At 32.5% G+C, this 23695-nt stretch carries 21 protein-coding genes; 7 read left to right on the top strand and 14 right to left on the bottom strand.

Features of this window, described 5'->3' with window-relative positions:
* Nucleotides 1-8: 8 nt before the first annotated feature.
* From ACJJVO_RS04805 to ACJJVO_RS04745, 13 genes are all read right to left on the bottom strand, one after another.
* Nucleotides 9-608 (bottom strand): YbhB/YbcL family Raf kinase inhibitor-like protein, encoded by a 600-nt coding sequence (locus tag ACJJVO_RS04805; protein WP_405571112.1) that lies wholly within the window; start codon nt 606-608, stop codon nt 9-11.
* Nucleotides 605-1930, bottom strand: coding sequence for a YHYH protein (locus ACJJVO_RS04800; protein ID WP_405571109.1), 1326 nt, complete (start codon nt 1928-1930; stop codon nt 605-607). The genes ACJJVO_RS04805 and ACJJVO_RS04800 overlap by 4 nt, the downstream gene beginning before the upstream one ends.
* Nucleotides 1931-1963: 33 nt before the next feature.
* Nucleotides 1964-2998 (bottom strand): sensor histidine kinase, encoded by a 1035-nt coding sequence (locus ACJJVO_RS04795; RefSeq protein WP_405571108.1) that lies wholly within the window; start codon nt 2996-2998, stop codon nt 1964-1966.
* Nucleotides 2999-3014: 16 nt separating this feature from the next.
* Nucleotides 3015-3413, bottom strand: coding sequence for a DoxX family protein (locus tag ACJJVO_RS04790; protein ID WP_405571106.1), 399 nt, complete (start codon nt 3411-3413; stop codon nt 3015-3017).
* Between the two features lie 338 nt (nt 3414-3751).
* Nucleotides 3752-5065: a DUF1566 domain-containing protein gene (locus tag ACJJVO_RS04785; RefSeq protein WP_405571104.1), complete on the bottom strand. Its 1314-nt coding sequence runs from the start codon at nt 5063-5065 to the stop codon at nt 3752-3754.
* A gap of 29 nt (nt 5066-5094) precedes the next feature.
* Complete coding sequence (locus tag ACJJVO_RS04780; RefSeq protein ID WP_405571102.1) at nt 5095-6546, bottom strand: DUF1566 domain-containing protein; 1452 nt, start codon at nt 6544-6546, stop codon at nt 5095-5097.
* A gap of 29 nt (nt 6547-6575) precedes the next feature.
* Nucleotides 6576-7772, bottom strand: coding sequence for a DUF1566 domain-containing protein (locus ACJJVO_RS04775; protein WP_405571099.1), 1197 nt, complete (start codon nt 7770-7772; stop codon nt 6576-6578).
* 21 nt (nt 7773-7793) lie between these two features.
* The gene (locus tag ACJJVO_RS04770; RefSeq protein WP_405571097.1) at nt 7794-9014 is read right to left on the bottom strand and encodes an ABC transporter permease; all 1221 of its coding nucleotides are present in this window, start codon (nt 9012-9014) and stop codon (nt 7794-7796) included.
* A gap of 2 nt (nt 9015-9016) precedes the next feature.
* Nucleotides 9017-9760, bottom strand: a complete 744-nt coding sequence (locus ACJJVO_RS04765) for an ABC transporter ATP-binding protein (RefSeq protein ID WP_405571095.1) — start codon at nt 9758-9760, stop codon at nt 9017-9019.
* Nucleotides 9761-9765: 5 nt separating this feature from the next.
* Complete coding sequence (locus ACJJVO_RS04760) at nt 9766-10971, bottom strand: efflux RND transporter periplasmic adaptor subunit (RefSeq protein ID WP_405571092.1); 1206 nt, start codon at nt 10969-10971, stop codon at nt 9766-9768.
* 11 nt (nt 10972-10982) lie between these two features.
* Nucleotides 10983-12311 carry a TolC family protein gene (locus ACJJVO_RS04755; RefSeq protein WP_405571089.1) on the bottom strand — a complete coding sequence of 443 codons (1329 nt, stop codon included), beginning with the start codon at nt 12309-12311 and terminating at the stop codon, nt 10983-10985.
* Nucleotides 12312-12432: 121 nt separating this feature from the next.
* Complete coding sequence (locus ACJJVO_RS04750; RefSeq protein WP_405571087.1) at nt 12433-13668, bottom strand: hypothetical protein; 1236 nt, start codon at nt 13666-13668, stop codon at nt 12433-12435.
* A complete protein-coding gene (locus ACJJVO_RS04745; RefSeq protein WP_405571085.1) occupies nt 13661-14959 on the bottom strand; it encodes a DUF4270 family protein in 1299 nt (432 codons plus the stop codon). Before ACJJVO_RS04745 ends, ACJJVO_RS04750 begins: the two co-directional genes overlap by 8 nt.
* Nucleotides 14960-15173: 214 nt before the next feature.
* On the opposite strand from ACJJVO_RS04745, the gene ACJJVO_RS04740 reads away from it, so the two are divergent.
* From ACJJVO_RS04740 to ACJJVO_RS04710, 7 genes are all read left to right on the top strand, one after another.
* On the top strand, nt 15174-16073 hold the full coding sequence (locus ACJJVO_RS04740; protein ID WP_405571083.1) for a hypothetical protein: 900 nt from the start codon (nt 15174-15176) through the stop codon (nt 16071-16073).
* 10 nt (nt 16074-16083) lie between these two features.
* Nucleotides 16084-17082, top strand: coding sequence for a Kelch repeat-containing protein (locus ACJJVO_RS04735; protein WP_405571082.1), 999 nt, complete (start codon nt 16084-16086; stop codon nt 17080-17082).
* 144 nt (nt 17083-17226) lie between these two features.
* Nucleotides 17227-17577, top strand: a complete 351-nt coding sequence (locus tag ACJJVO_RS04730) for a DUF4907 domain-containing protein (protein ID WP_405571080.1) — start codon at nt 17227-17229, stop codon at nt 17575-17577.
* Nucleotides 17578-17600: 23 nt separating this feature from the next.
* Complete coding sequence (locus ACJJVO_RS04725) at nt 17601-18650, top strand: sensor histidine kinase (protein WP_405571077.1); 1050 nt, start codon at nt 17601-17603, stop codon at nt 18648-18650.
* Nucleotides 18631-19359, top strand: a complete 729-nt coding sequence (locus ACJJVO_RS04720; protein ID WP_405571076.1) for a LytR/AlgR family response regulator transcription factor — start codon at nt 18631-18633, stop codon at nt 19357-19359. The genes ACJJVO_RS04725 and ACJJVO_RS04720 overlap by 20 nt, the downstream gene beginning before the upstream one ends.
* 249 nt (nt 19360-19608) lie before the next feature.
* Nucleotides 19609-20613, top strand: coding sequence for a methylmalonyl Co-A mutase-associated GTPase MeaB (meaB, locus tag ACJJVO_RS04715; protein ID WP_405571073.1), 1005 nt, complete (start codon nt 19609-19611; stop codon nt 20611-20613).
* 17 nt (nt 20614-20630) lie between these two features.
* Nucleotides 20631-21383 (top strand): acyl-[acyl-carrier-protein] thioesterase, encoded by a 753-nt coding sequence (locus ACJJVO_RS04710; RefSeq protein WP_405571070.1) that lies wholly within the window; start codon nt 20631-20633, stop codon nt 21381-21383.
* A gap of 178 nt (nt 21384-21561) precedes the next feature.
* Here ACJJVO_RS04710 and scpA read toward each other — a convergent pair whose 3' ends face one another.
* A complete protein-coding gene (scpA, locus tag ACJJVO_RS04705; protein ID WP_405571067.1) occupies nt 21562-23694 on the bottom strand; it encodes a methylmalonyl-CoA mutase in 2133 nt (710 codons plus the stop codon).
* Nucleotide 23695: the final 1 nt, after the last annotated feature.

Raw genomic sequence — 23695 nt, 5'->3', positions numbered from 1 at the left:
AGTCTTATTTATTTGGTGTCTATAAATGTTAAAGTCGTTCTATCTATAATATTCACGGTATCCAATGCATTCATAAACACGTTATAATCTACATTTAAACTGTGCTTTTTAGGCAATGTAGTAGGTGTTTCAGCTAAAGCATAAAGCGCTATAGTGTATTCATGTTTGCCTTTTCCACGAGAACAAGGTGATGTATAAGAGATTGCTGTTCCGTCTTTATTTGCTCCCATAAACCAATGGCCTTTAGACGCCATTTTGTATGGTATTTCTGTTGTTTTAGGATCTATATCCCATAATAGCAGATATGAATTGATTTCTGTTTTATCATCCTTTTTTGGATAATGATACATTACAATCGCTAGCGATTTAGTTCCGTCAGGTACATTTTGCCACGACAGCGGTATGGAGTTTTCAACATCATTCACCTTTTCTTCACATTTGTAAGTATCTAATAAAACACCATTCTCTATAGCCATACTCTTTAGATTAAAATTGGAATGTATGGTTTTAAAATCATCATGATTCACGTTTGTAATGTCTTTGCTGCTATTTTTACAAGACATAAAGCATAAAACCAGGAGAAGAACCAAAAATTTTGAATGTTTCATTTTTCTCTAGGTTTATAAGTTTCAACTGTTGATGTACCATCTGGATTTATAAATTGATAGGTATAATTATCTTCACCATCCCAACTATAATTTATAATGTATTCTTTTGAATCTAAATTGTATGTTAATCTATATGAATTTTCCCCTAAAGATTTAAAATCAATAATTTCAGCACCTCGAAGTGGTCTTAATGCAGGTCGTAATTCTTGTGTTCTAGGTTGCGAATACACTTGATTTTCTGGTGCTTTTGTTTTTGGATCTAATTTTACTTCACCTCTCATACCTGCAATAAAATAAGGGTATTCTTTAATGGTATGATATTGATAAGAGCCATCCGCATTCATTTTACCAAGGTATTCGTCTAAAGCATCTGTTGTTTCTCCGTACACCGGAAACCCATCTACAGCATATGCTACTGGATTACCTGCACCTACTTGGTCTTGTAAATGCAATGGTGGTAAATGGTAATGGTAATCGTCTGCACGTCCGCAATGTCCTCCCCAATGATCTAGCTCACCAATAGCATTTGCATCTTCACCTCTATTGTTTAAAGGGTTAAAAATAGGAATACCATTAACCGCTACAGCAATGGCGCCTTTAAGTAAATTAGTTTTTGTAGATAGCGGATGCTCTGCCATTTTTGGATTTGTAGGAATAGCCCAACTATTGTCATCTGTGTAATTCTGTTTAATAGGCACTTGTTGTTGCCAGTTGGTTATGCCTACCATCATATCATGATCTGGTAACCCATTTGATGAAATATAAAGATAATTGTCATCTGTATGTGTAGTAACACCGTCAAATTTTTCAAAAAGCGTTCGCATCACCGAAACGTTATTTTGTGGAACTTGTGCAATACTCGTTTTAGTTGTATTGGTATTTTTACAAGACACAATTAAAATAACACCTAAGCCAAATACTCCGTGTGTGAAATACATTGCCTTTTTTCGTTTTATTAATTTATAAACTGAAAAGCACAAAAGGAAAACACCTAAACCAACCAATATAACATTAAAATTTAATACTGACTGAGAATTGGCTTCAACAACTGTACTACTATTTAAAGCATGTATTAATTTACCTTTGGTTTTAATATATTTTTGATCTGCTTCTGTAAAGTCTGAAATTTGAAAAGTTTTAATAGCATGGTTGTTATCCATAAGCCAAACTTTATCATTTTCATATTTAATAAAATTAGCCTTTATTATTTCATTTGCTGTCTTTAACTCCCATTGTTTTAAAGGAATTCCATGTCCACCTTCATGTGCATAAAGATTGCCATTCAATATCAAAAAACAGATAATTATAAGTGTATTTTTCATAAGTATAATTTTCTATTTGTTGCATTAATCATTTTAGTTGGTTTCAATTTCTAATTCTGCTATAAAACGATCGTTTTTAATTTGAGTGGTAAAACTACTCTTATTAGGATATAATAATTCCAAACGTTTTTCAATGTTGTGTAGCCCAATGCCTGAACCGCTTTTATCATCTGTCTTTTTTGGAAGATTATCATTTTTAATAGTAAATACAACTGTATTTTCATTTACAATCATATCAATCTGAATAGAACTTTCTTTACTTGCTGAGACTCCGTGTTTAAAAGCGTTTTCAATTAATGAAATAAAGAGTAATGGTGCGATTTTAATACCTGTTTCTTCAGAGGGGAAGCTATAATTAACTACTGTTTTATCAGAAACACGTAATTTCATTAAATCAATATACTTTTTCATGAAATCTATTTCTTTGGACAGAAGTACTAATTCCTCATTAGTATCATACAACATATAACGCATCAATTTACTTAAACTATGAATAGATGTTTTAGCTTGATCTGGTGAAATATCTACTAAAGCATAAATATTATTGAGCGAGTTAAAAAAGAAATGTGGTTGTAGCTGGTAATGCAAATGTTGTAATTCGGACTTTAGTTTAATATGAGCGGCTTCCTTACGTTCGTTTTCTGTTTGTATCCAACGTTTAGTCGTTTTTATAGCTATAGAAAATAATAAAGGCACCATAAAAAATAACATTTGTACGTAAACAAACATTTTAAAAGGTGGAGCATCACCATTCTTTTTATCAGGTTTTTCAATATATGCTTCAAAAAAGGTAAGTTCAATCTGCTCTCTTAGAAAAATGAATAAAGCAATAATGACAACATTTATTAAAATGTATTGTGTTGTCTTTTTTGAGAATAAAAAACGGTCTATAAAAACAAAATAATTGCTGTAAAATATACAAGCATAAAATATAATTGGAATCCAGAAATGAGCAATAATTCTATAAATATTCTGTTCCTGTCCGAACGATAAAAGATATGGCATACTAAACAGAACGAGCCACACAAGAATATGAGTAAGGATATTTATTTTAATCTTTTTATGCATGTTATATTATTTATAATTAATCCCACTTATTTGAAGTAGATACCGCATAGTTTCCGGAACCCGTAAAAAAGAATACTAGGCCTCCAAATGCGTAAAGCAAAAGTAACTCATTTTCTAGACCTCCTTTTTCTGAAATAGCAAAAATAGCATCGGAATGCGCTAAAAAAAGAGCAGTAATCATTCCTAAGAAAAAAACCAACGATGCTATTCGTGTTCTAAACCCAATAATAATTAGTATTGGAGCAACCAATTCGGTAATATATACACCGTAAGCCATAAAAGTTGGTAAACCAGCTTCAGTAAGCATGTTTTCTATACCAGCTAAACTATTCAATTTTGCAATGCCATGAAATAGCATTAATCCAGCTATTATAATTCTTAACAACAATAACCCGAAATTTATATCTTTTTTCATTTTTTATATTTTTTTCAATGCCTTTCAAAGATAAATATACATAAGAGGTACTTATACCATAATAGACGGCTTCGGATATTTAATATACCGAAACCGTCATTCTATCGATGGGATTTTATAGTATTAAACAAAAAACACCTTAAATTTAATTAAGGTGTTTTGTTTATTTAGTTTTTCCAACCTTCTCTACATCTATTTGTGCTGAACTTACTTCTACTATGGCACTACTAATTACTGCTTTTGCACTGAATAAATCTTGCGAATATTGTTGTGCTTTAAGCCTAAAAAGTAATTATCCTTTTTCTATATATTATACTTTTAATAGTGTTTACTAATATTTATTTATCATTTCTTACAAGACGCACATAGTTGTAATACCGTTCTCCGCCTTCACTTGCAGGTCCATTTTCATGTTTTGTATCAAACCTTACAGCTCCTGCTCCATGAAAATCTAAACCTTCGTTATTTACTGCACGTCCAAAAGCCACATACCATGCATAATAAAAAGGTTTTCCTTTTTGAAAGTGTGCAGAAGTACTTGACCAGAAATACGGATAATCTAAATCGTTATTTTCATTGGTGATTTCTGAAGTATTAAAAATAGGATCTATAGCAGGCCCTTCTTTTGAAGTGTCTTTTGCTCCTGGTGCAAAATCATAATCAACGATACCTTGTAATTCTTTTACGTTAGGCAAACGCCAATCTGAATATCCAGCCAAAGTTGCATGTTCTGCATAGTAAAGGGCATTTTTCCAATCTAAACCTTTTTTACTATCATTTTTAGACCACATTAAACCTGATGCTTTATCCGTAATAGTTTCATCACTATTATCTTGAAAATCATTCACTCCATAAACCTGACCACGAACTGCACGCACATGTTTTAACATCGGGTTGCCCTTAGGTCTCTCGCCTTCACTTGGTGGTGGTGGTCGTTGTCCTTCGTCGTCACCTTCTGGTCTTTCTTGTCCTTGTGGATTTTGATTTCCTGGAGGAGGTCCTTTACGATCACCTCTATCTTCTGGCTCTTCACCTGGATAAGCTTTAATATGACCTGTGGCATGATTAACACCAAAGACAGCAGCATATTGACCTTCTTCTGTATGACCAACGTATTGATTACTTGTCCAATATTGTTCACTTTTATCGACATGGGTATTATTCACTAAAGAAAAATAAGTAGTATCTAGATAAGGCCATCCTTCGCTAAAATCACTAATAGAATACAATTCTTTTGCAGTAGGTAGTCTCCAATCATCATAACCGCCAAGTTCTAAATTTTCGGCATAATCTTTAGCACCTTGCCAATCGAAACCTTCGGATGTTGGAACTTCTTCCCACATCAATCCAGAATTTTCGTCGGTAATTATACCATCATCATTTTTGGTGTATGCCATTGTTTTACCTTTTAAATAATTGGCATCTTGGCCATACAGTGCATCTTGAGGTGTTAAACCTTCTAGGATTTCTCCATCTTCACCATAAGTCAACACTTGTCCTGTTGCAATCTGCACGTAACTTTTGGCTTTTAATTCCTTTTGACTAGTACTTTTCTCTTCTGTATACTGTCTTTTATCGCTTTTGCAAGACATTGCGAGCAGTATGATAATAAAAAGTCCTATTATTTTTATGTTAACAGCAATTAATTTCATTTGATACTATGTTTAAGTTTAAAAAATATCTAATTGGCGTCTCTAACTAATCTTACATAATTAGTAATCCGTTCTTCATTTCTAGGCTCTGGACCGTCTTTTACCTTGGTATCAAATCGAACAGCACCAGCACCATGAATATCTTCACCACTATGATCTACAGCATAACCAAAAGCTACATAATCAGCAAAATACATTCCGCTTACTTTTTCACTACCTGCAGATGTACTTGTCCAGAAATATGGATAATCTGAATTACCTGCTTCGTTTGTAATCTTAGAAATATCAAAATAAGTGGTGTCTATTGCGGGAAAAACACCAGAATATTCAACAATACTTTGTAATTCTTTAACGTTTGGTAAACGCCAATCCGAATAGCCTGCATATTCAGAATTTTCAGCGTAAGCAAGAGCGTCTTCCCAATTCATTCCTTTTTTACTATCAGTTTTAGACCACATTAATTCTGTTGCTTCATCAGTGATTGTGTTATTACCATTATCTACAAAATCATTAATACCATACAAACCACCACGTACTGCTCTAACATAACGTCTCCCGTCTAACGCTTTAATATGACCCGTCCAATCATTAACAATAAAAGCCACTCTCTTTTTCGATTCTGGAGTATTTACTAAATAATAATTGCTAGACCATGTGTGCTGATCGCGTTGTTCTGCACCATCCTCACTGACTAAATGAAAATAGTCCGTATCAACATAAGGCCAACCTGTAGATTGATTTCTAATTGACCAAAGTTCTTTTATAGTTGGTAAACGCCAATCTGAATAGCCTCCAAGTGTTAAGTTTTCGCAATATTCAGAAGCTTCTACCCAACCTTTACTATCATCAGACTGATCTTGTGCCCACATTAATCTGGTTACATTATCTGTTACCGTCCCATTTCCATGATCTGTATAAGACATTTTTTGCCCTTTTTGATAGTTACCATCTTGTCCATAAAAAGGATCACCAGGCTTAAGATTGTTTAGTGTTTTTCCTCTATCATCATAGGTTTTAACTTGTCCTGTAACTGGAAGTATATAATTATTTTCAGAAATGGTTAACTGATCATTCTGCTTATCTTTCATTGTAGACAATACTTCTTCTATTGAAGGTAGTTGCTTATCGTTTCTTGGTGGTCTTCCTTGAGATTGATCTCCCGATGGTTGCGGAGCATTTTTTAATTCATCTTCCTCAATAAAACCATCATTATTGCTATCAATTTTAGAAAAATCACTTTGTAAAGGTCCTTTAACTTCAGTTTTAGATAATTTACCATCTTCATTACTATCCATTTCAGCAAACAGATCTGCTATGGATGGTCTTCCTTCTTTTTCGTTTCGTTGTTTTTGCTCACCTTGCTCTGTATGATCTTGGTTTTGCTTTTCTTGTTCTTTTTTTTCTTTAGAACCACATGCTGAAAATAGAATAAGCCCGATGACTAGTATCCCTATTTTTGTTACTTTTTTATAATTCATCATTTTTAAAATATAAGATTTAACTTCAGTTCTTATTTTACATTTCTTACTAGACGTACATAATTTTTAATTCGTATTGAATCTGCTGCATTAATAGATTCCATTAAGTAATCTTCAACATTACCTGATTTAGGGTCTGAGCGTTGCGCACCTGCACCATGCCAATCGTAGTAGTCTTTTGCATCACTATTGTCTTTACTATATGCTTTTCCAAAAGCGATATAACAAGCTGTATATTTAAAATCTCCTTGCGTAGTGCTTGTCCAAAACCAACTATCGTTATTAGTGCATTTAAAAAACGCTTCATTTATTGCAGGAATGGTTTTCTTATCATAATCTACAATACTTTGCAGTTCTTTTGTATTAGGTAAACGCCAATCATTATAACCCGCTAGTTTGCTATTCTTTGCATTTTTTAATGCATCTTTCCAATTGTAGGTATCTCCATCGTCTACTTGCTGCCACATTAAACCTGTAGCGTTGTCAGTAACTGTACCATCGTCATTATTTATAAAAACGTTTATGCCATATACATTTTCTTTTCCACGCACTGCTCTTACAAAGCAACCAGGATCTCTAACTCCAGTATCTCCATTATAATACAAACCTGTTTCGTAGGCTTTAATATGGCCATCAGCAAAATTGAACCCAAAGGCACCTTCCATTTTTATATTTTGAAGTGGTCCTTTCACATATTTAGTACTCGACCAATATTGACCTGCGAATGGCATCCGTTTGTCGTACTCAAAATCAAAATAATCAGTATTTAAATAAGGTTTTGACGCATTTAAATCTTGAGGGAATAATTCTCCGTTAGAATTGAGTAGTGAATACAATTCTTTAATCGTTGGCATTCTCCAATCTGTATAGCCACCTATCTCAAGGTCATCCACATAATCGAAAGCTTCATAAAAATTATGACGGTTAAAATCTGGTGTTTTCTGCCACATTAAACCGGTGTTTAAATCCGTAACTGTTCCGTTTTTATTATCCTTATAAGCAGAAGCAATACTTGTAAACTGAGCATCTTGACCGTAATAATCATCCGTTTTAATAGGCTTATTAATTTCGTTACCCTCATTATCATAATACTTATCTTGACCAGTATCGGATAACACAAAATGAATATCATTATTAGGTACAATTACTTTATTTGTGTCTGAATTTTTACAACCTACAATCAACATAGTGACACATATTGACTTTATTATTAAACTATTAAATTTCATTTTGAAAACTTTTTATGGTTATTATTCGTAACGTAAAGCAGTTATAGGATCTAAAGCTGATGCTTTTCTTGCAGGATACCACCCAAAAAAGATACCTGTAACAGCACACACAGCAAAAGATATAATAATAGAATACAAGGCGACACTTGTTGGCCAGTTTAAAAAATTCTCAATAAAAACTGTTGCACCAAGCCCTAAAACAACACCTAAAACACCACCCGTGATGCTGATTAAAATCGCTTCAATTAAGAACTGCATTAATATATCTGCTCCTTTGGCTCCTACTGCCATACGCAATCCAATTTCTTTGGTACGTTCTTTTACAGACACATACATAATGTTCATAATTCCGATACCTCCAATCAATAAGGAAATACTTGCAACTGCCACTAATAGAACGGTTAACATTTCGCTTGTTGAACTAAAAGTTGAAATTAATTCTTCCATAGAACGTACTGTAAAATCATCGTCTTCACTGTCCATAAGTTTATGCTGTGAACGTAAAATTTCTGTAACTTGCTCAACAGCTTTTGGTGCATCATCCTCACTTACTGCAGAGGCCATAACTTGATTTAAATAATCAATAGCAAGTATTCGTTTTTGAACAGTTGTAAATGGAGCAATCACCACATCATCTTGATCTTGTCCGAAAGTATTTTCTCCTTTTTCTTCTAAAACTCCTATGACTTTAAACGGAATGTTATCAAAACGAATCATTTGTCCTACGGGATCTTGACCATCAGGAAAGACATTATCTACCACGGTTTGGCCAATTAATGCCACTTTAGAAGCTGATTGTACTTCAGCATCTGTAAACATACTTCCGCTTTGTAAATCGACTACTTTTATATTTAAATAATCTGGATTTACACCATAAATGGTACTTGGCCAGTTATTAGAGCCGTTAATTACTTGACCTCCAACATTTACTACTGGAGTGATATAACTTAATAATGTGGCATCTTCTTTAATTTTTTCGTAATCTTTTAGCGTCAAGGTTTGCACATCACCTCCACTTCCTCTAGCAGGACCTCTATCGTCTGCACCTGGTCTAATAGTAATCATATTAGATCCCATAGCAGAGATAGTTGTTCTTATGCTCTCTTTAGATCCTTCTCCGATGGCCAACATAGCAATTACCGATGCTACACCAATGATAATACCTAACATGGTGAGCAAGGTTCTTGTTTTATTAAGAACGATTGCTTTAGTCGCGATTTTAAATAAATTTAATAGTCTCATAATTAATCGTCTTGTTTAGGTAATTTAGCCAATTCTACTGCCGCAGATTGTACTTTATGGTTTTTATAATCTTGCATGATACTTCCATCTTTGAGTACAATAGTTCTGCTGCTAAAGGTGGCAATATCTGGTTCATGTGTTACGAACGTAATGGTAATTCCTTTTTTGTTTAACTCCTGAAACAAAGACATAATTTCATAAGATGTTCTAGTATCCAAGTTTCCTGTAGCTTCATCTGCCAAAATCATCACCGGATTATTTACTAAAGATCTTGCAATAGCCACACGTTGCTGTTGTCCTCCCGAAAGCTGCGAAGGTGTATGATGCAATCTGTCGCTTAAACCAACCATCTCTAATGCTTGGATTGCTCGTTTCCTTCGCTCTTCGGAAGTTACTTTACTGTTATATAATAAGGGTAATTCTACGTTTTCGATTGCTGAGGTTCTCGCTAATAAATTATAGGATTGAAAAATGAATCCTATTTTTTCGTTTCTGATAGTTGCCAACTCATTTCTACTCAAATCTTTTACACTTACTCCATCAATTTCATAAGTACCTAAAGTGGGCTGATCTAAACAGCCTAAAATATTTAATAATGTACTTTTACCAGATCCACTAGATCCCATGATGGTTACAAATTCGCCTTCTTTAATATCAAACGAAATACCTCTTAGCGCATGCACCGTTTCGGTACCCATGGTAAACTCTCGTTTTAAATCTTCAATTTTTATAATTGCTTTACTCATGGTTGTTATTTTTTCTTGTTACCGCCTGGACGTTGTGGCATAAATGGACTTTCGTTTGCTCCAGCAGATTGCGCTTCAGATTTTGTAACACCTTTTAAACTATAAACTAGTTTTTCACCTTCGTTAACTCCACTTAATATTTGAATATTTACACCATCACTAGCTCCAAGTGTTACTGTTTTTGGGATTATGGCTCCATTATTACTTAGCACCCAAAGCGTGTTATCACTATTATTAATAGTACCTGCACTTTCAGTTAAATTATGTTGCTTATTATATGTTGCTAATAGTTCCGCTTGCGGTTTAAAGTTGATGGCTTTGGCTTCTGCTGTTAATACGTCATTCAGTTCTAGGGTGTAAATAGAAATGGTTGCTGTTAAACCTGGTTTTAATTTTAAATCTTCATTTTCTGCTTTAATTACAACCGTGTAGGTTACTACATTAGAGGTTACTGTAGGATCTAACCTCACTTGTGTTACTACACCATTAAATGTTTCTCCTATATAGGCATCTACTGTAAATTCTACACGTTGCCCTTCTTTTACATGTCCTATGTCAGCTTCATCCACATCTGCCTCTACTTGCATTTCCTTTAAATCTTGTGCAATTGTAAATAAAGTTGGTGTGCTATAGCTTGCAGCTACGGTTTGCCCTTCGTCTATATCTCTAGACAAAACAACTCCATCAATAGGTGAATAAATATTAGCATAACCTAAATTGGTTCTGGCGGATTGTAAATCTGACAAACGTTGTGTTACGGTGCCTTTTGCTGTTTGAAGATTGTAAAGCGCATCATCGTAATCTGATCTACTGATTACCTGATTTTCAAAAAGTGTTTTCTGTCTATCAAAAATAGTTTGCAAATAGCCTCTTTGACTCACTGCATTGTCATAAGCTGCTTGTGCTTGTGTTAGCGAAGCTTTTAAGTTTGTTTTATCTAGTTCAGCAATAAGTTGCCCTTCTTTGACCTCACTATTATAATCTACGTATATTTTTTCTACAACTCCAGATACTTGTGTACCCACTTCCACTTGCGTAATTGGTTCAATTGTTCCTGTAGCAGTGACCATTGTGGTAACATCAGATTTTTTTGCAGTAATTGTTTTAGCTTCTATTATTATGGCATCGTCGTTTTTTATAAAACTGTAAGCTACAGCTGCTAGTACTATTATTATGATGCTGACGATTATGATTGTTTTCTTATTTTTCATGACTTTGTTGATTATAGTTTAATATCATTTCCTTGATAAAATTGTAGTAATTGATGATACAGAATACTCAAGTATTTTGCTTGTAAATAATTTTGTTGTGTATTGGTATAGGTATTTTGACTAATCACTAAATCCGTTGTGCTTAAGGCACCTAATTCGTATTTTTTCTGTGCTAGATTATAGGATTGTTCTGCCGCTACTTTTGACGCTTCTGCTGCAATGAGTTGTTCTTGCGCAGACACTGCATTTTGGTATGCTGTTTCTACTTTTTTGTATACTTCTTTTTCAACTAATTGCTGACTTATCTGTGCTTTTTCTATATTAATCTGTGCCGATTGTACTGCTGCTTTTGTTGCATTTCTATTAAAGATGGGAATGTTTAAAGACAGTCCAACACGTTGATTAAAATTAACATCAAACTGGTCTGAAAAATTATTATCATTTACACTGGTATATCCAGATCCCAAACTACTCACAAGAGATAAGGTTGGTAAATATCCACCTTTAGCAATATCTAAATCCTTTTCACTCACCTCTACTCCTATTTTACTCGCATTAACTTCAGGTAGAATACCTAATGCTTTATTGTATATCTCTATTTTATCGAGTTCTAGGGTAATATAGTCGACATCGTCACTTAAGGTTTCAATTTCTATATCTTGAGTTGGGTTTAATTCTAGTAATTGTTTTAACGCAATAATGTATTGCTGATAAGTATTCTTAGCGGTAATGATTGCGTATTTATTAGTTGCTGCCTGACTCTGTGCTTCTGTGTAATCGCTTAACGCAATAGTACCTGCATCTAATCTTGCTTTAGCGCGCTCTACTTCTTTTTCTGACGCTAATAAGTTGTTTTCTGCAATAGTAATACCTTCTTTGGCGTATAGAATTTGCAAATAGTTTTCTAGAATACTTACTATGATATTATTTTTAGTTTCTTCTTCTAAAAAGACACTTTGATTCAGTAACAACTCATTTTGTGCAATTTGATTATTAATCTGGTTGCCTTGAAACAAGGTTACAGAACTATTAAGACTCACATTAGTACTGTAAATTTGGTCCGTAACATAATCGCTTGTAATTGGGTCAATTGAATTTCCGTTAGAAAACGTTTCGGAAGCAGAACCATAAAGATTAGGTAATCTAGACGATTTCGCTTCACTATAATCTACAGCTGCTTGGTTGTAATTTAAAGTCGCATCTTTTATAGTAATATTGTTTTCTAACGCATATTGAAGACAATCTTCTAAAGTCCATAATTTTGATGTTTCAGAATCGTTTTCTTGCGATAAAACAATCTGAGTTATTAGTAGCGTTATGATAATAAAAAATCGTTTCATTTTTGAGTGTATTTATTTTACACTACAAAGATGAAACGATATCCTATATTAATAAAAAGCGATAGACGTTTGCGATAATTCGCTATATGAATTATAGTATTCTATCGATTAGAAATTACACTTATTGATACTTTCGTTTTTGAAACCATAAGTCTGACAATGAAATATTAAGACTAATAGTATTTACATACTCTTCAATTAAAATGCTATCTGTCGTTCCTTTTTTACTTAACGAATACGACACATTTAATTTTGAACGCCTGCCTACTGGTAAACCCAATCCTAAAGTTGCAGCATAAGTATCTATGTTTGTATCATCTACTTTTAGATAACCTGAATTATAATTTAAACCCATTCTATAGTCTACACGCTTCCAATATTTTTTACTCGAAGGATCAACAGTATAAGAAGCTCCAAAACCATAAATATCTTGATCTGTATAACTTCCTATAGCGTCCGATTGGTTTGTAGTAGACCAGAAACTTTTATTATAATCTGCTGATAAGAGTAAGTTTTTAATCTTTGTACTATAGCCAAATCCTATTTTTAAGGGTAAGTAAAAACTATCTATACTTTCATCTTCAGTTTCCTCTAATATAGAATACGTTGCATTTGAGTATTTGCCAATTACAACATCTTGTGTTCCTTTTAAAACTGTAGGAAAATCTACTGTAAACCCAAAATTATGCTTCTCTAATAATTTATATTGTAATCCCAACCCAAGTTGTGCACCACCATAATAATTTTCTTCTGTAACATCTAAATAACTATTTGTGGTGATTATAGATTCACTCTCTTCAATGGTTCCGAATAAATATGAAGCTTTTATTCCAACATTTAAATTATCGCTTATTTTTCTACCATAGTCTAGTCTCACCTCATTTAATCCACCAGTACCCTGAATATTAGTAATAAATTGCTCGTTACTTCCTTCAATATTACTTTGTAACCCAACTAATTCATAACCAACATTAGTAGCAGGTTTAATTGTTAACACAATGCCGTATTTCCCTTTACTATTAAATCCAAAAGACACATTTGTAAAATTATAAACTGATTTATTTTCACTTAAATCTCCATTAGACAAGCTAGATATTTCAGCCGTTCCACCGAAGTCTAAAATAAACTCATCTGGATTTAATGTTGCAAATGACGCTGGGTTATAAAGGTTAATTCCATAATTACCGTCTAAAGCTATCCCAGTCTTACCGAGCCCACCATTTCTACCAGTTCCAGAATTGCTTTCTACACCTAAGCCAAAAAGTGAATATGGAGAACCCGTTAAATTATTAGATTGTGAATGGCCAAATAGCCCTAATAATATTGCCGTAATAATAATGTATTTCGATTTATTCATATATAGCATAAGTTATTATTAGTTTGGTTTTATAATTAGAGCGCTCACTATCGTTAAATATTATTTTATTTATTGTTGAATTAAAATCACTTGAAATTAAAATAAGAGCATCTTCTGTAGTGGTTGTCTCATTTAATTTCTGATCTATAAAATCAATTACAGGAATCGTGTATATTTTATCATTAAATTCGGCATCATCACTCGTTAATACCCCTGTAGCATCATCTGTTGTACTTGAAATTTGACTAGCCAAATCGTTATTTTGATCTATAGTGTAGAGCAATAATTCTTCGCTTAAAGGCTGAACATCTGAATGTGAAGCAATATTAGGTTCTATATAAAGTATGGCATCTAAAATGGTGCCTTCAGTACTAATATCATAGATATTTCTTAGTGTAGGAAATTCAATTTTAGTTACATATCCTGTACCTGCTTGATTATAACTAATACCGTCACTTTCTGTAGAATATAAGTTGTATTCTTGATCTGTAATGGCTTCTAAAGGCAAACCTGTTACATCAGATTTTATATTATTATAATAGCTACTTATAGATATATCGTAAGTGTATTCTTCACTTTCTAATTCATCTGGAATGGTATAAAAAAATCGAAGATATGTGTCTTCACTAGATGTAGAGAAACCTATAATAGACCCATTATCATCAGTTCCTGGCTGTATAGTTAATCCTTTTAATTTTTGATATAATGACTCCTCATCTGTAATATTATTATCTCTAATATCATTAAATAAATCTTCTCCAAACGTGTAAGGTAATTTTACAAAAAGAGAATCTTTATTAGGTGTAGGCACATAAGAATGAGTCATCAACGGTGTTGTTTCATAAGCTGTTTCAGTTGTATTATAGAAATACGTATCATCTGTACTCATTTTGTTAGTTAACTTATGTATGTTAAGCGTTGCAACTTGTGTAGTATCATTATAATAGTAAGTATCATAACCAAGAACTAAACCTACACTATCCAAAACAGCCTCGTTATCTAAATCATAATAATATGTACTTAGTTGCATATAAGCTGAAGAATTCACAATTCCCATATCATTGTCTTCATACTTTCCTATTAACAACCTACTGCTGTCTGATGTGGTTATAGAATCAAACTTCATAGTAGAAAATTGAACTGAAAATGTATCTATAGATAAGACTCTAATATTAGTGCTGGTAAAGTCTTCACCTGCTATGAGACTGTCTTCTGTTGTGTCCGTAGAACAGGAAATGGTAACCATTAAAATAACAATTACCGAAAATAATTTGAGATAGGATTTAAACATTTGTTTTATAGAATTTCCACAAATCAACTACCCATTTAACCTAATAAAAAGTAAAATATACCTAGACCATTTATTTATCTACAAATAGGTCAATTTATACTATAAGAATAGTATGTTGTTTTTATAGATTAAAACGCCGTGTTGGTCTACAAAAAAAGTATGTAGGTCTATTTCATAATTATAGTAAAAGTTTGAGGTAGTATGTTCGTACTCGATGAGTAAAAAAGCAATACAATATTTAGCCTTTAGCCTAGCCTCTTTTGTGTCTTATGGACAAAAGATGTTTTACACAACAGATGTAAAAGATTTGGTGGCACTAGAATATGAGATATATCCTGGTATAAGTGATATTCAATTTAATAATAAATCTGTAAACATAGATTTCACCTCTTTATTAGAGCATTCTGCTATTGGTTTTGGTGTAAATTATACGAATAGAAGTTTGGATTTTGAAGACTATGAGACTAATCATAATTTCAATGAATTTGAAGAATTACATAATATAGAAGTTTTTGCAAATTATAAAAAAGCATTATTAAACAATTGGAACTTAAACTTAACCTTTGCTCCTTATTTGTCTTCCTCTTTAAACGAGAAAATCACAAGTGAAGATTTTGTATTAAGCTATTCAGTAAATTTCATAAAAAGCTGGGATAATGAAGGTCTTAAATCGCATTTAAAATTAGGTGCAGGTTACGGTTCATTATTTGGGAAGCCTAACTTTTATCCTTTGATTTCGTACTCTAATAACGTCAATGAAAAATTGAGATATGAAATAGGTTTTCCGCTTTCAGGAGCATTCTATAAAATTAATACACAAAGCACTATCGATTTTACAGCGCAACCAGAATCTATTTATGCTAATAATGCATCTGGTCTTAATCTTTATAATGACAGCGTATTATATGATTCAAAATTAGAATTTAAAGCTCTAAAAGTATCATTGGGTTATAAGCTTCAATTTGATAGCAATTGGTCGTCCTATTTTAATGTAGGGTATCTAACGGCAAGCGAATTGAGTCTAGAAAATAACGACCATACCATTTATGATTTTGATTCTAGTGGATCACTATCATTAAACATCGGAATTAGTTTAAACATAAATAATAAGTAAAATGAAAAAAATGAATAAAAAATCAACCTTAAAATTGCTGCTTTTTAGTGCCATACTTTTGGTATTTTATAATTGTAATAACGACGATGACGACGATGATACTCTAGGAAACTGGGTAAAGAAATCTAGTTTTAATGAAGAAGCGCGTAGTGGATCCTCTGCGTTTACTATTGGTAACATTGGGTATATGGGAACAGGTTATGATGGTGACGATTATTACAAAGATTTTTGGAGCTACAATATGGATACCAACTCTTGGCAACAATTGTCCGACTTACCTGGAGTAGCAAGAAGTTCTGCCGTGACTTTTGTAATAAATAACGAAGGTTATATGGGTACAGGTTATAATGGAGATACCAATGATGAATTGTCTGATTTTTACAAGTACAATGCTTCAACCAATAGTTGGACACAAATTGCAGATTTTGGTGGTTCAGCCAGATACGGAACTGTTGGTTTTGGCTCTAATACCGCTGGTTATGTAGGTACTGGTTATGATGGTAGTGATAAAAAAGATTTCTGGAAATACGATGCAACTTCTGATTCTTGGAGTGAAATTTATGGCTTTGGAGGAGATAAAAGAAAAGATGGCGTCACTTTTACTATTGGTTCTGATGTTTATTTAGGTACAGGTATTAGTAATGGTGTTTATGAAGAAGATTTTTGGGTATTTAATTTAGACACTGAAACTTGGACAGAACTTGAAGATATTGATACAGATGATGATGACTACGTTAAACGATCTAATGCAGTAGCATTTACAATAAATGGTAAAGGTTACATAGCCTGTGGCGATTACGGAGGAAGTACAAATACAGTATATGAATACACACCTTTAAGTGAAGAATGGGTAGAACGTACAGAATTTGAACTTTACGCAAGAAGAGATGCCATTTCATTTGGTAATGGAGAGCGTGGTTTTGTAGCCTTAGGAAGAAATGGAACATTGTACTTAGATGACAATATGGAATTTTTCCCTACACAAGCTCAAGATGACGACGACAATTAAAATATAAAGATTTGTTTAGATTGATTGATTATTGATTGATGGGTTATTAATTTGAATAGACACCTAGTTAATAACCAACCCTAGAGTCGGGATATTATAAATATCCTTTATAATTCCTGACTCTTTTTTTAAAACATAAACATGATGAAAAGAATATATAGTTACTTCTTAGTATTTTTTATGATTTCTATACTCACCATTCTATTTTTTTATGTTCAAAACATAAATACAGAAAAGGTAGAAATAGTTAAATCTGAATATGCCTTGCAGATTAAACAAAAAGATAGTTTTTGGATTTACGAAATCTATACTAATGACAATTTATTTATTCGTCAAGAATATATTCCTGCAGTAAAAGGAAAACAGGTTTTTAAAACTGAAGAAGACGCTAAAAAAATAGGAAAACTTGTGGTTAGCAAGCTTTCACAAAACTTATTCCCTGTAATTAGCCAAAAGGATCTTAATAGTCATAATATATATTTTGAAAAAATCTAAATTGCGACATAAATAATTAAAATTTGATAAAGCAAATCTCCTATAAAGAACTCACAGTACATATCTTAGTCTGGATATGCATTAGTATATTTCCGTTACTAACTGCTTACATTGATTTAGGAGAGATTCCAACAGACTTATACTTTAGGCAGGCCATGCGTCCCTTTCTATTTTATGCCAATTACCTTGTTTTTGTTCCGTATTTTTTACTGAGACGAAAATTATTTTTATACATCATAATATCCATTGCTTTTTTAGTGCTCTATAATTATGTAAGTGAAGAGTTAATCACAAACACATTAGCTAATGAATTTAGAAAAATGCATAGACCTACAGATATGCCTGCAGGTCCTTTTGGTATAAGGCATGCAATCCCAATTGTATTTTCGTTAACAGTGTTCTTACTTGGTGGTATTTTTAGTTTAGTCGTAGACTTTTACAAAAGAGATCGAGAGTCTAAAATAATGGAAAATGAACAAAAAGAGATTAAACTACAATTTTTACGAAATCAACTTAATCCACACTTTTTATTCAATTCCTTAAATAGTATTTACTCATTGGTGAGAAGTAAATCTAATGATGCTCCAGAGGCTGTAATTACATTATCTGAATTAATGAGATACATGCTTTATGAAGCTGGCACAGAACAAGTACAATTAGAAAAGGAAATAAATTACATAAAAAACTATATCACTTTACAACGTTTAAGACTAAAAAATTCTGAGGCTGTTAAACTTAACATAAAAGGAGAAACAAGAAACTTAAAAATCTATCCTTTATTACTAATTTCATTTATTGAAAATGCATTTAAATACGGAACAGATTATCAAGGAAATACTCACATAGATATAAAAATTGTAGTTCAAAACAATAAATTGATGCTTTACGTAGAAAATATTATTGGTATATACAGGCGAGACGAAAAAAACTCTGGTGTAGGTTTATCTAATATAAAAAGCCAATTAAACCATTTATATTATAAAAATCACGAGTTAACTATAGAAGAAGATAAATCTAATTACAGAGTTAATTTAACCATAAATTTAAAGGATAATGAAGTGTATAATAATTGATGATGAGCCTTTAGCAATTGATATTATAGAATCTTATTGCCAGGCATTAAGCCAGGTTGAGGTAGTAAAAACCTTTACAAACGCTATTGAAGCTTTAGATTTTATAAATAACAACTCAATAGATTTGGTGTTTTCAGATATTGAAATGCCAAATATTTCAGGAATTGAACTTATAAAATCATTAGAAGGAAAACTGCCTTATTTCATTTTTACAACGGCTTACCCAGAATATGCTTTAGAAGGCTTCGATTTAAATGCCGTAGATTATTTGGTAAAGCCTATTCCGTTTCCTCGATTTTTAAAAGCGGTTAACCGTGTAAAAGAAATGATAAGGTTAAGTAGTATGAATACCTCCTTTAATGTGTCATCTGCTGCAGGTGAAACTTCTACTCACGAAGATGATTTTATCTTTGTAAAATCTGAATATGAAAATTTAAAAATAGACATTAAAAAAATTAAACATATTCAAGGATTAAAAGATTATTTAAAAATTCATTCAGAAGATTCAAAACCCATTTTAACTTTAATGAGTTTCAAGGAAATACAAGCTAAATTACCAGAAAGTATATTTGTAAGAGTGCATCGTTCGTTCCTAGTTAATGTCAATAAAATTTCTTCCATTCAAAAAAATAGAATTATTATTAAAGACGAAAGAATACCCATTGGAGAAAGCTACAAATCAATGGTTTATAACCGGTTAAATATTTAGCTTTACTTTTATTAATATTTTTTTTAACAAATTATTCATTTTTTTATGAAGCTATTTTACATTTTCACTACCCACAAATAGCTCTAAATCTTCATTCGTTTTTCACCTAATAGATTGTATTTCACTTCTCCATTTAAATCATAATATTAGCTATAAAAACAACCCTTTCTTTGTGTTTATTTTTTCATTATGAGTATCTTTGTTAGACAAGATATTTCTATATAAATCATAGCTTTTCCATCTTATAAAATGAAAAACTACAAACCCAAAAATAGACTAACTCAAAAAGCTTACATCGATGGTATATTAGATGGTGATAGAATGATTCTATCTAGAGCTATTACTATTATTGAAAGCAATTTAGAGAGTGATAAAATACTAGCTAAAGAAATCGTTCAAGAAATTTTACCCAATTCAGGTAAATCAATTCGTATTGGTATTACAGGAGTTCCTGGAGTTGGTAAAAGTACATTTATTGAAGTCTTTGGATTGCATTTAGTAAAACAAGGACATAAAGTCGCTATTTTATCTATAGATCCAACAAGTCAGCGCTCAAGAGGAAGTATTTTGGGTGATAAAACAAGAATGGAAGAATTAGCTATTTTAGAAGAAGCCTACATTAGACCATCTGCCTCTGGTGATACTTTGGGAGGTGTTTCTAATAAAACTGGTGAAACCATGTTGCTTTGTGAAGCTGCAGGTTACGATGTTATTTTAATTGAAACCGTTGGTGTTGGACAATCTGAAACTGCTGTTCATGGCATGACGGATTTCTTTTTATTATTAATGCTTGCTGGTGCTGGTGATGAATTACAAGGCATAAAAAAAGGCATCATGGAAATGGCAGATATGGTAGTTATCAATAAAGCAGATGGTGATAATATTACCATGAGTAAATTAGCCAAAAGGCAATACCAAAATGCTTTGCATATATTTCCTAAATCTGAGTCTGGTTGGAGTCCTGTGGTAAGTACAGCTTCAGCTATAAAGAATATTGGTATAGCTAAAGTTTGGGATGAAATTTTAAAATTTAAAACATTAGTAGATGACAATGGTTATTTCATTAAAAACAGAAAACACCAACAAATAAAATGGATGTATAATAATATTAATGAAGAATTAAAACAACTGTTTTATAATTCAAAAGATATTAAAAAAGAACTTTCTATTTTAGAAAAAGATGTTATCGCCTCTGAAATATCTCCCGTTAAAGCTGCACAACAAATTATAGAGAAATTTAAAAAATCCTTTTAAAATAAAAATTGTTCAAAATGAAATTTGATAATTATTTTGACCAGCAATTTGAATTAAGATATTTTGAAATGAATAAATTAGGTCTAGCTACACCTACAATTATGCTAGGCTTATTAGAAGAAACAGCCGCTGACCATTGCTATGCTATTAATCATAGTTTATTTGACCTTTTTAATATGAATGTTGGTTGGGTTTTAGTTTCTGGCGTTTTGCAAATGGACCGTTATCCAAGTTATAAAGAGAAAATTACCATTAGAACTTGGCTATCAAACTACTCCTCTATTAAAGGTTACAGAGAAAATATTATTTTTGATGAAAACGAAAATATAATAGGCAGAGCTAAAGGCTTATGGGTTTTCTTTGATATCGAAAAACGAAGACCAATTCCTATATTTAATGCCATTAAAGAACAATGGTCATTCTTCAATACCGTTTCTATCAACCATGATATCAAGAAAAAAATTAGTGCAGTAGATTCTGCAGATTACACCAAACAATTCAGAGTTAACCGATTTGATACAGACATGAATAAACATGTCAATAATATTAGATATTTACAATGGGTTATAGAATCTATACCAGAAGAAATTGTAGATAATTATTATTTACATACTATAGACGGTCGTTTTATTGCTGAAGCTCAATATGGTGATACTGTACTATCTTTAACTAAAGGGCTTGAAACAGAAAATGCTTTTCATCATACTATAAAAGTTGAAGGCAGCAATAAAGTTTGTGCCACGGCTAATACCGTATGGAAGAAATATTGATGATTAAATTTAATCTTGTTAATCAAGGAAATATTAGTCTCTCGTTGCTATCCATACTTTTTCACGAATTACGTAGATATTCGCAGATTTTTTTTAACTACCATAACCCATAAACTCACAAATAAAAAAAGCCCAAGCAATAAACTGCTTAGGCTTTTTCGTCGCTATTAATCAAAGCTTATTCTTGCTCTAAATATTTTTCCATTATAGTAATGGCTGCTTCTGAAATTACAGTTCCAGGACCAAAAATGGCAACAACTTTTCTTTCTAATAAATAATCATAATCTTGTGCCGGAATAACTCCTCCTGCAAAAACCATAATATCTTTTCGGCCTAATTTCTCTAATTCGCCAATTAATTGCGGAATTAACGTTTTATGACCTGCAGCTAAACTTGATGCACCTACAAAATGAACATCATTTTCTATGGCTTGTTTGGCTACTTCTTCTGGTGTTTGGAATAAACCTCCCATATCAACATCAAAACCTAAATCAGCAAAACTAGAAGCAACTACTTTTGCTCCTCTATCATGCCCATCCTGACCCATTTTTGCCACCATAACTCTTGGACGACGACCTTCAATTTCTGCAAATTTATCAGTCATTTTTAACGCTTTTGCAAACGTACTATCATCATTTACTTCTTTTCCGTACACTCCACTTATTAATTTAGTATCCGCTTTATGTCTTCCAAAATGAACTTCTAAAGCATCCGATATTTCACCTAAAGTAGCAAAATTTTCAGCCGCTTCAACAGCTAATTCCAATAAATTACCTTTACCTCCACCAGCACAATCTTCTAGAGCTTTTAAATTAGCTGCAACAAGTTCTGAGTTACGCTCAGATTTCATTTTATTTAAACGAGCTATTTGAGAATCTCTTACAACGGTATTATCAACTTCTAAAATTTCAATATTCGATTTTTCAGTGGTTTTAAATTTATTTACTCCAACTAAAATATCTTGACCAGAATCTAAACGTGCTTGTTTACGTGCAGAAGCTTCTTCAATACGTAATTTTGGAACACCGGTTTCAATAGCTTTTGCCATACCACCTAATTCTTCAACTTCTTCAATCAGTTTCCACGCTTTCTTAGCTATTTCTTGTGTTAAATATTCAACATAATAAGAACCAGCCCAAGGATCAACAGACTTAGTCATCTGCGTTTCATCTTGAATAAAGATTTGCGTATTACGTGCAATCCTTGCCGAGAAATCTGTTGGTAAAGCAATAGCTTCATCCAATGCATTGGTGTGTAAAGATTGTGTACCTCCTAAAGTGGCTGCCATAGCTTCAATACAAGTTCTGGCAACATTATTAAAAGGATCTTGCTCACTTAAACTCCAACCAGACGTTTGACTATGCGTACGCAATGCCATAGATTTTGGATTAGTTGGATTAAATGATTTTATGATTTTTGCCCAAAGCATACGTGCTGCACGCATTTTAGCAATTTCCATAAAGTGATTCATACCTACTGCCCAAAAGAATGATAATCGTGGCGCGAATTCATCAATTTTTAAACCAGATTTTAATCCGGTTCTAATGTATTCCATACCATCGGCTAACGTATAGGCTAATTCAATATCTGCAGTTGCACCAGCTTCTTGCATGTGGTAACCACTAATAGAAATAGAGTTAAACTTCGGCATGTTTTTAGTGGTGTAATCAAAAATATCACCAATAATTTTCATAGAAGGTAATGGTGGATAAATGTATGTATTACGCACCATAAATTCCTTTAAAATATCATTCTGAATTGTTCCAGAAAGTTGATCTAAAGCAACTCCTTGTTTTTTAGCAGCAGCAATGTAAAAGGCCATAATTGGTAATACAGCGCCATTCATGGTCATAGATACCGACATTTTATCTAACGGAATTTGATCGAACAAAATTTCCATATCTAAAATAGAATCTATGGCAACACCTGCTTTACCAACATCACCTGTAACACGTGGATGATCGGAATCATAACCTCTATGCGTCGCTAAATCAAAAGCGACTGAAAGCCCTTTTTGTCCTGCAGCTAAGTTTCTTCTGTAAAACGCATTAGACTCTTCTGCTGTTGAAAATCCAGCATATTGTCTAATGGTCCAAGGTCGCATAGCATACATGGCACTATAAGGTCCTCTTAAAAATGGTGGTACACCAGCGGAAAAACTTAAGTGTTCTGCAGTAGCAATATCGTCTTTTGTAAAATGTTTTTTAACAGGAATTCCTTCTGGAGTAGTCCAAACATCTTTATTCTCTTTAATTGCAGCGGTATGTTTTACAGCTGAATTTATTTTTATATCTGAAAAATCTGGTTGCATA

Origin of the sequence: Winogradskyella sp. Asnod2-B02-A (genome assembly GCF_045063645.1) — a bacterium.
GTDB lineage: Bacteria > Bacteroidota > Bacteroidia > Flavobacteriales > Flavobacteriaceae > Winogradskyella.
Note: the sequence above shows the minus strand (reverse complement) of the source record. Positions and strands in the feature narration are given on the sequence as shown.

Excerpts from the sequence above, each read along its gene's own strand:
- ACJJVO_RS04760 (WP_405571092.1), bottom strand. The coding sequence starts at position 10,971 with ATGAAAAATAAGAAAACAATCATAATCGTCAGCATCATAATAATAGTA.
- ACJJVO_RS04710 (WP_405571070.1), top strand. The coding sequence starts at position 20,631 with ATGAAATTTGATAATTATTTTGACCAGCAATTTGAATTAAGATATTTT.
- ACJJVO_RS04790 (WP_405571106.1), bottom strand. The coding sequence starts at position 3,413 with ATGAAAAAAGATATAAATTTCGGGTTATTGTTGTTAAGAATTATAATA.
- ACJJVO_RS04765 (WP_405571095.1), bottom strand. The coding sequence starts at position 9,760 with ATGAGTAAAGCAATTATAAAAATTGAAGATTTAAAACGAGAGTTTACC.
- ACJJVO_RS04805 (WP_405571112.1), bottom strand. The coding sequence starts at position 608 with ATGAAACATTCAAAATTTTTGGTTCTTCTCCTGGTTTTATGCTTTATG.
- ACJJVO_RS04785 (WP_405571104.1), bottom strand. The coding sequence starts at position 5,065 with ATGAAATTAATTGCTGTTAACATAAAAATAATAGGACTTTTTATTATC.
- ACJJVO_RS04770 (WP_405571097.1), bottom strand. The coding sequence starts at position 9,014 with ATGAGACTATTAAATTTATTTAAAATCGCGACTAAAGCAATCGTTCTT.
- ACJJVO_RS04775 (WP_405571099.1), bottom strand. The coding sequence starts at position 7,772 with ATGAAATTTAATAGTTTAATAATAAAGTCAATATGTGTCACTATGTTG.
- ACJJVO_RS04740 (WP_405571083.1), top strand. The coding sequence starts at position 15,174 with ATGAGTAAAAAAGCAATACAATATTTAGCCTTTAGCCTAGCCTCTTTT.
- ACJJVO_RS04755 (WP_405571089.1), bottom strand. The coding sequence starts at position 12,311 with ATGAAACGATTTTTTATTATCATAACGCTACTAATAACTCAGATTGTT.
- ACJJVO_RS04720 (WP_405571076.1), top strand. The coding sequence starts at position 18,631 with ATGAAGTGTATAATAATTGATGATGAGCCTTTAGCAATTGATATTATA.
- ACJJVO_RS04735 (WP_405571082.1), top strand. The coding sequence starts at position 16,084 with ATGAATAAAAAATCAACCTTAAAATTGCTGCTTTTTAGTGCCATACTT.
- ACJJVO_RS04745 (WP_405571085.1), bottom strand. The coding sequence starts at position 14,959 with ATGTTTAAATCCTATCTCAAATTATTTTCGGTAATTGTTATTTTAATG.
- ACJJVO_RS04795 (WP_405571108.1), bottom strand. The coding sequence starts at position 2,998 with ATGCATAAAAAGATTAAAATAAATATCCTTACTCATATTCTTGTGTGG.
- ACJJVO_RS04730 (WP_405571080.1), top strand. The coding sequence starts at position 17,227 with ATGAAAAGAATATATAGTTACTTCTTAGTATTTTTTATGATTTCTATA.
- ACJJVO_RS04780 (WP_405571102.1), bottom strand. The coding sequence starts at position 6,546 with ATGATGAATTATAAAAAAGTAACAAAAATAGGGATACTAGTCATCGGG.
- ACJJVO_RS04750 (WP_405571087.1), bottom strand. The coding sequence starts at position 13,668 with ATGAATAAATCGAAATACATTATTATTACGGCAATATTATTAGGGCTA.
- scpA (WP_405571067.1), bottom strand. The coding sequence starts at position 23,694 with ATGCAACCAGATTTTTCAGATATAAAAATAAATTCAGCTGTAAAACAT.
- ACJJVO_RS04800 (WP_405571109.1), bottom strand. The coding sequence starts at position 1,930 with ATGAAAAATACACTTATAATTATCTGTTTTTTGATATTGAATGGCAAT.
- meaB (WP_405571073.1), top strand. The coding sequence starts at position 19,609 with ATGAAAAACTACAAACCCAAAAATAGACTAACTCAAAAAGCTTACATC.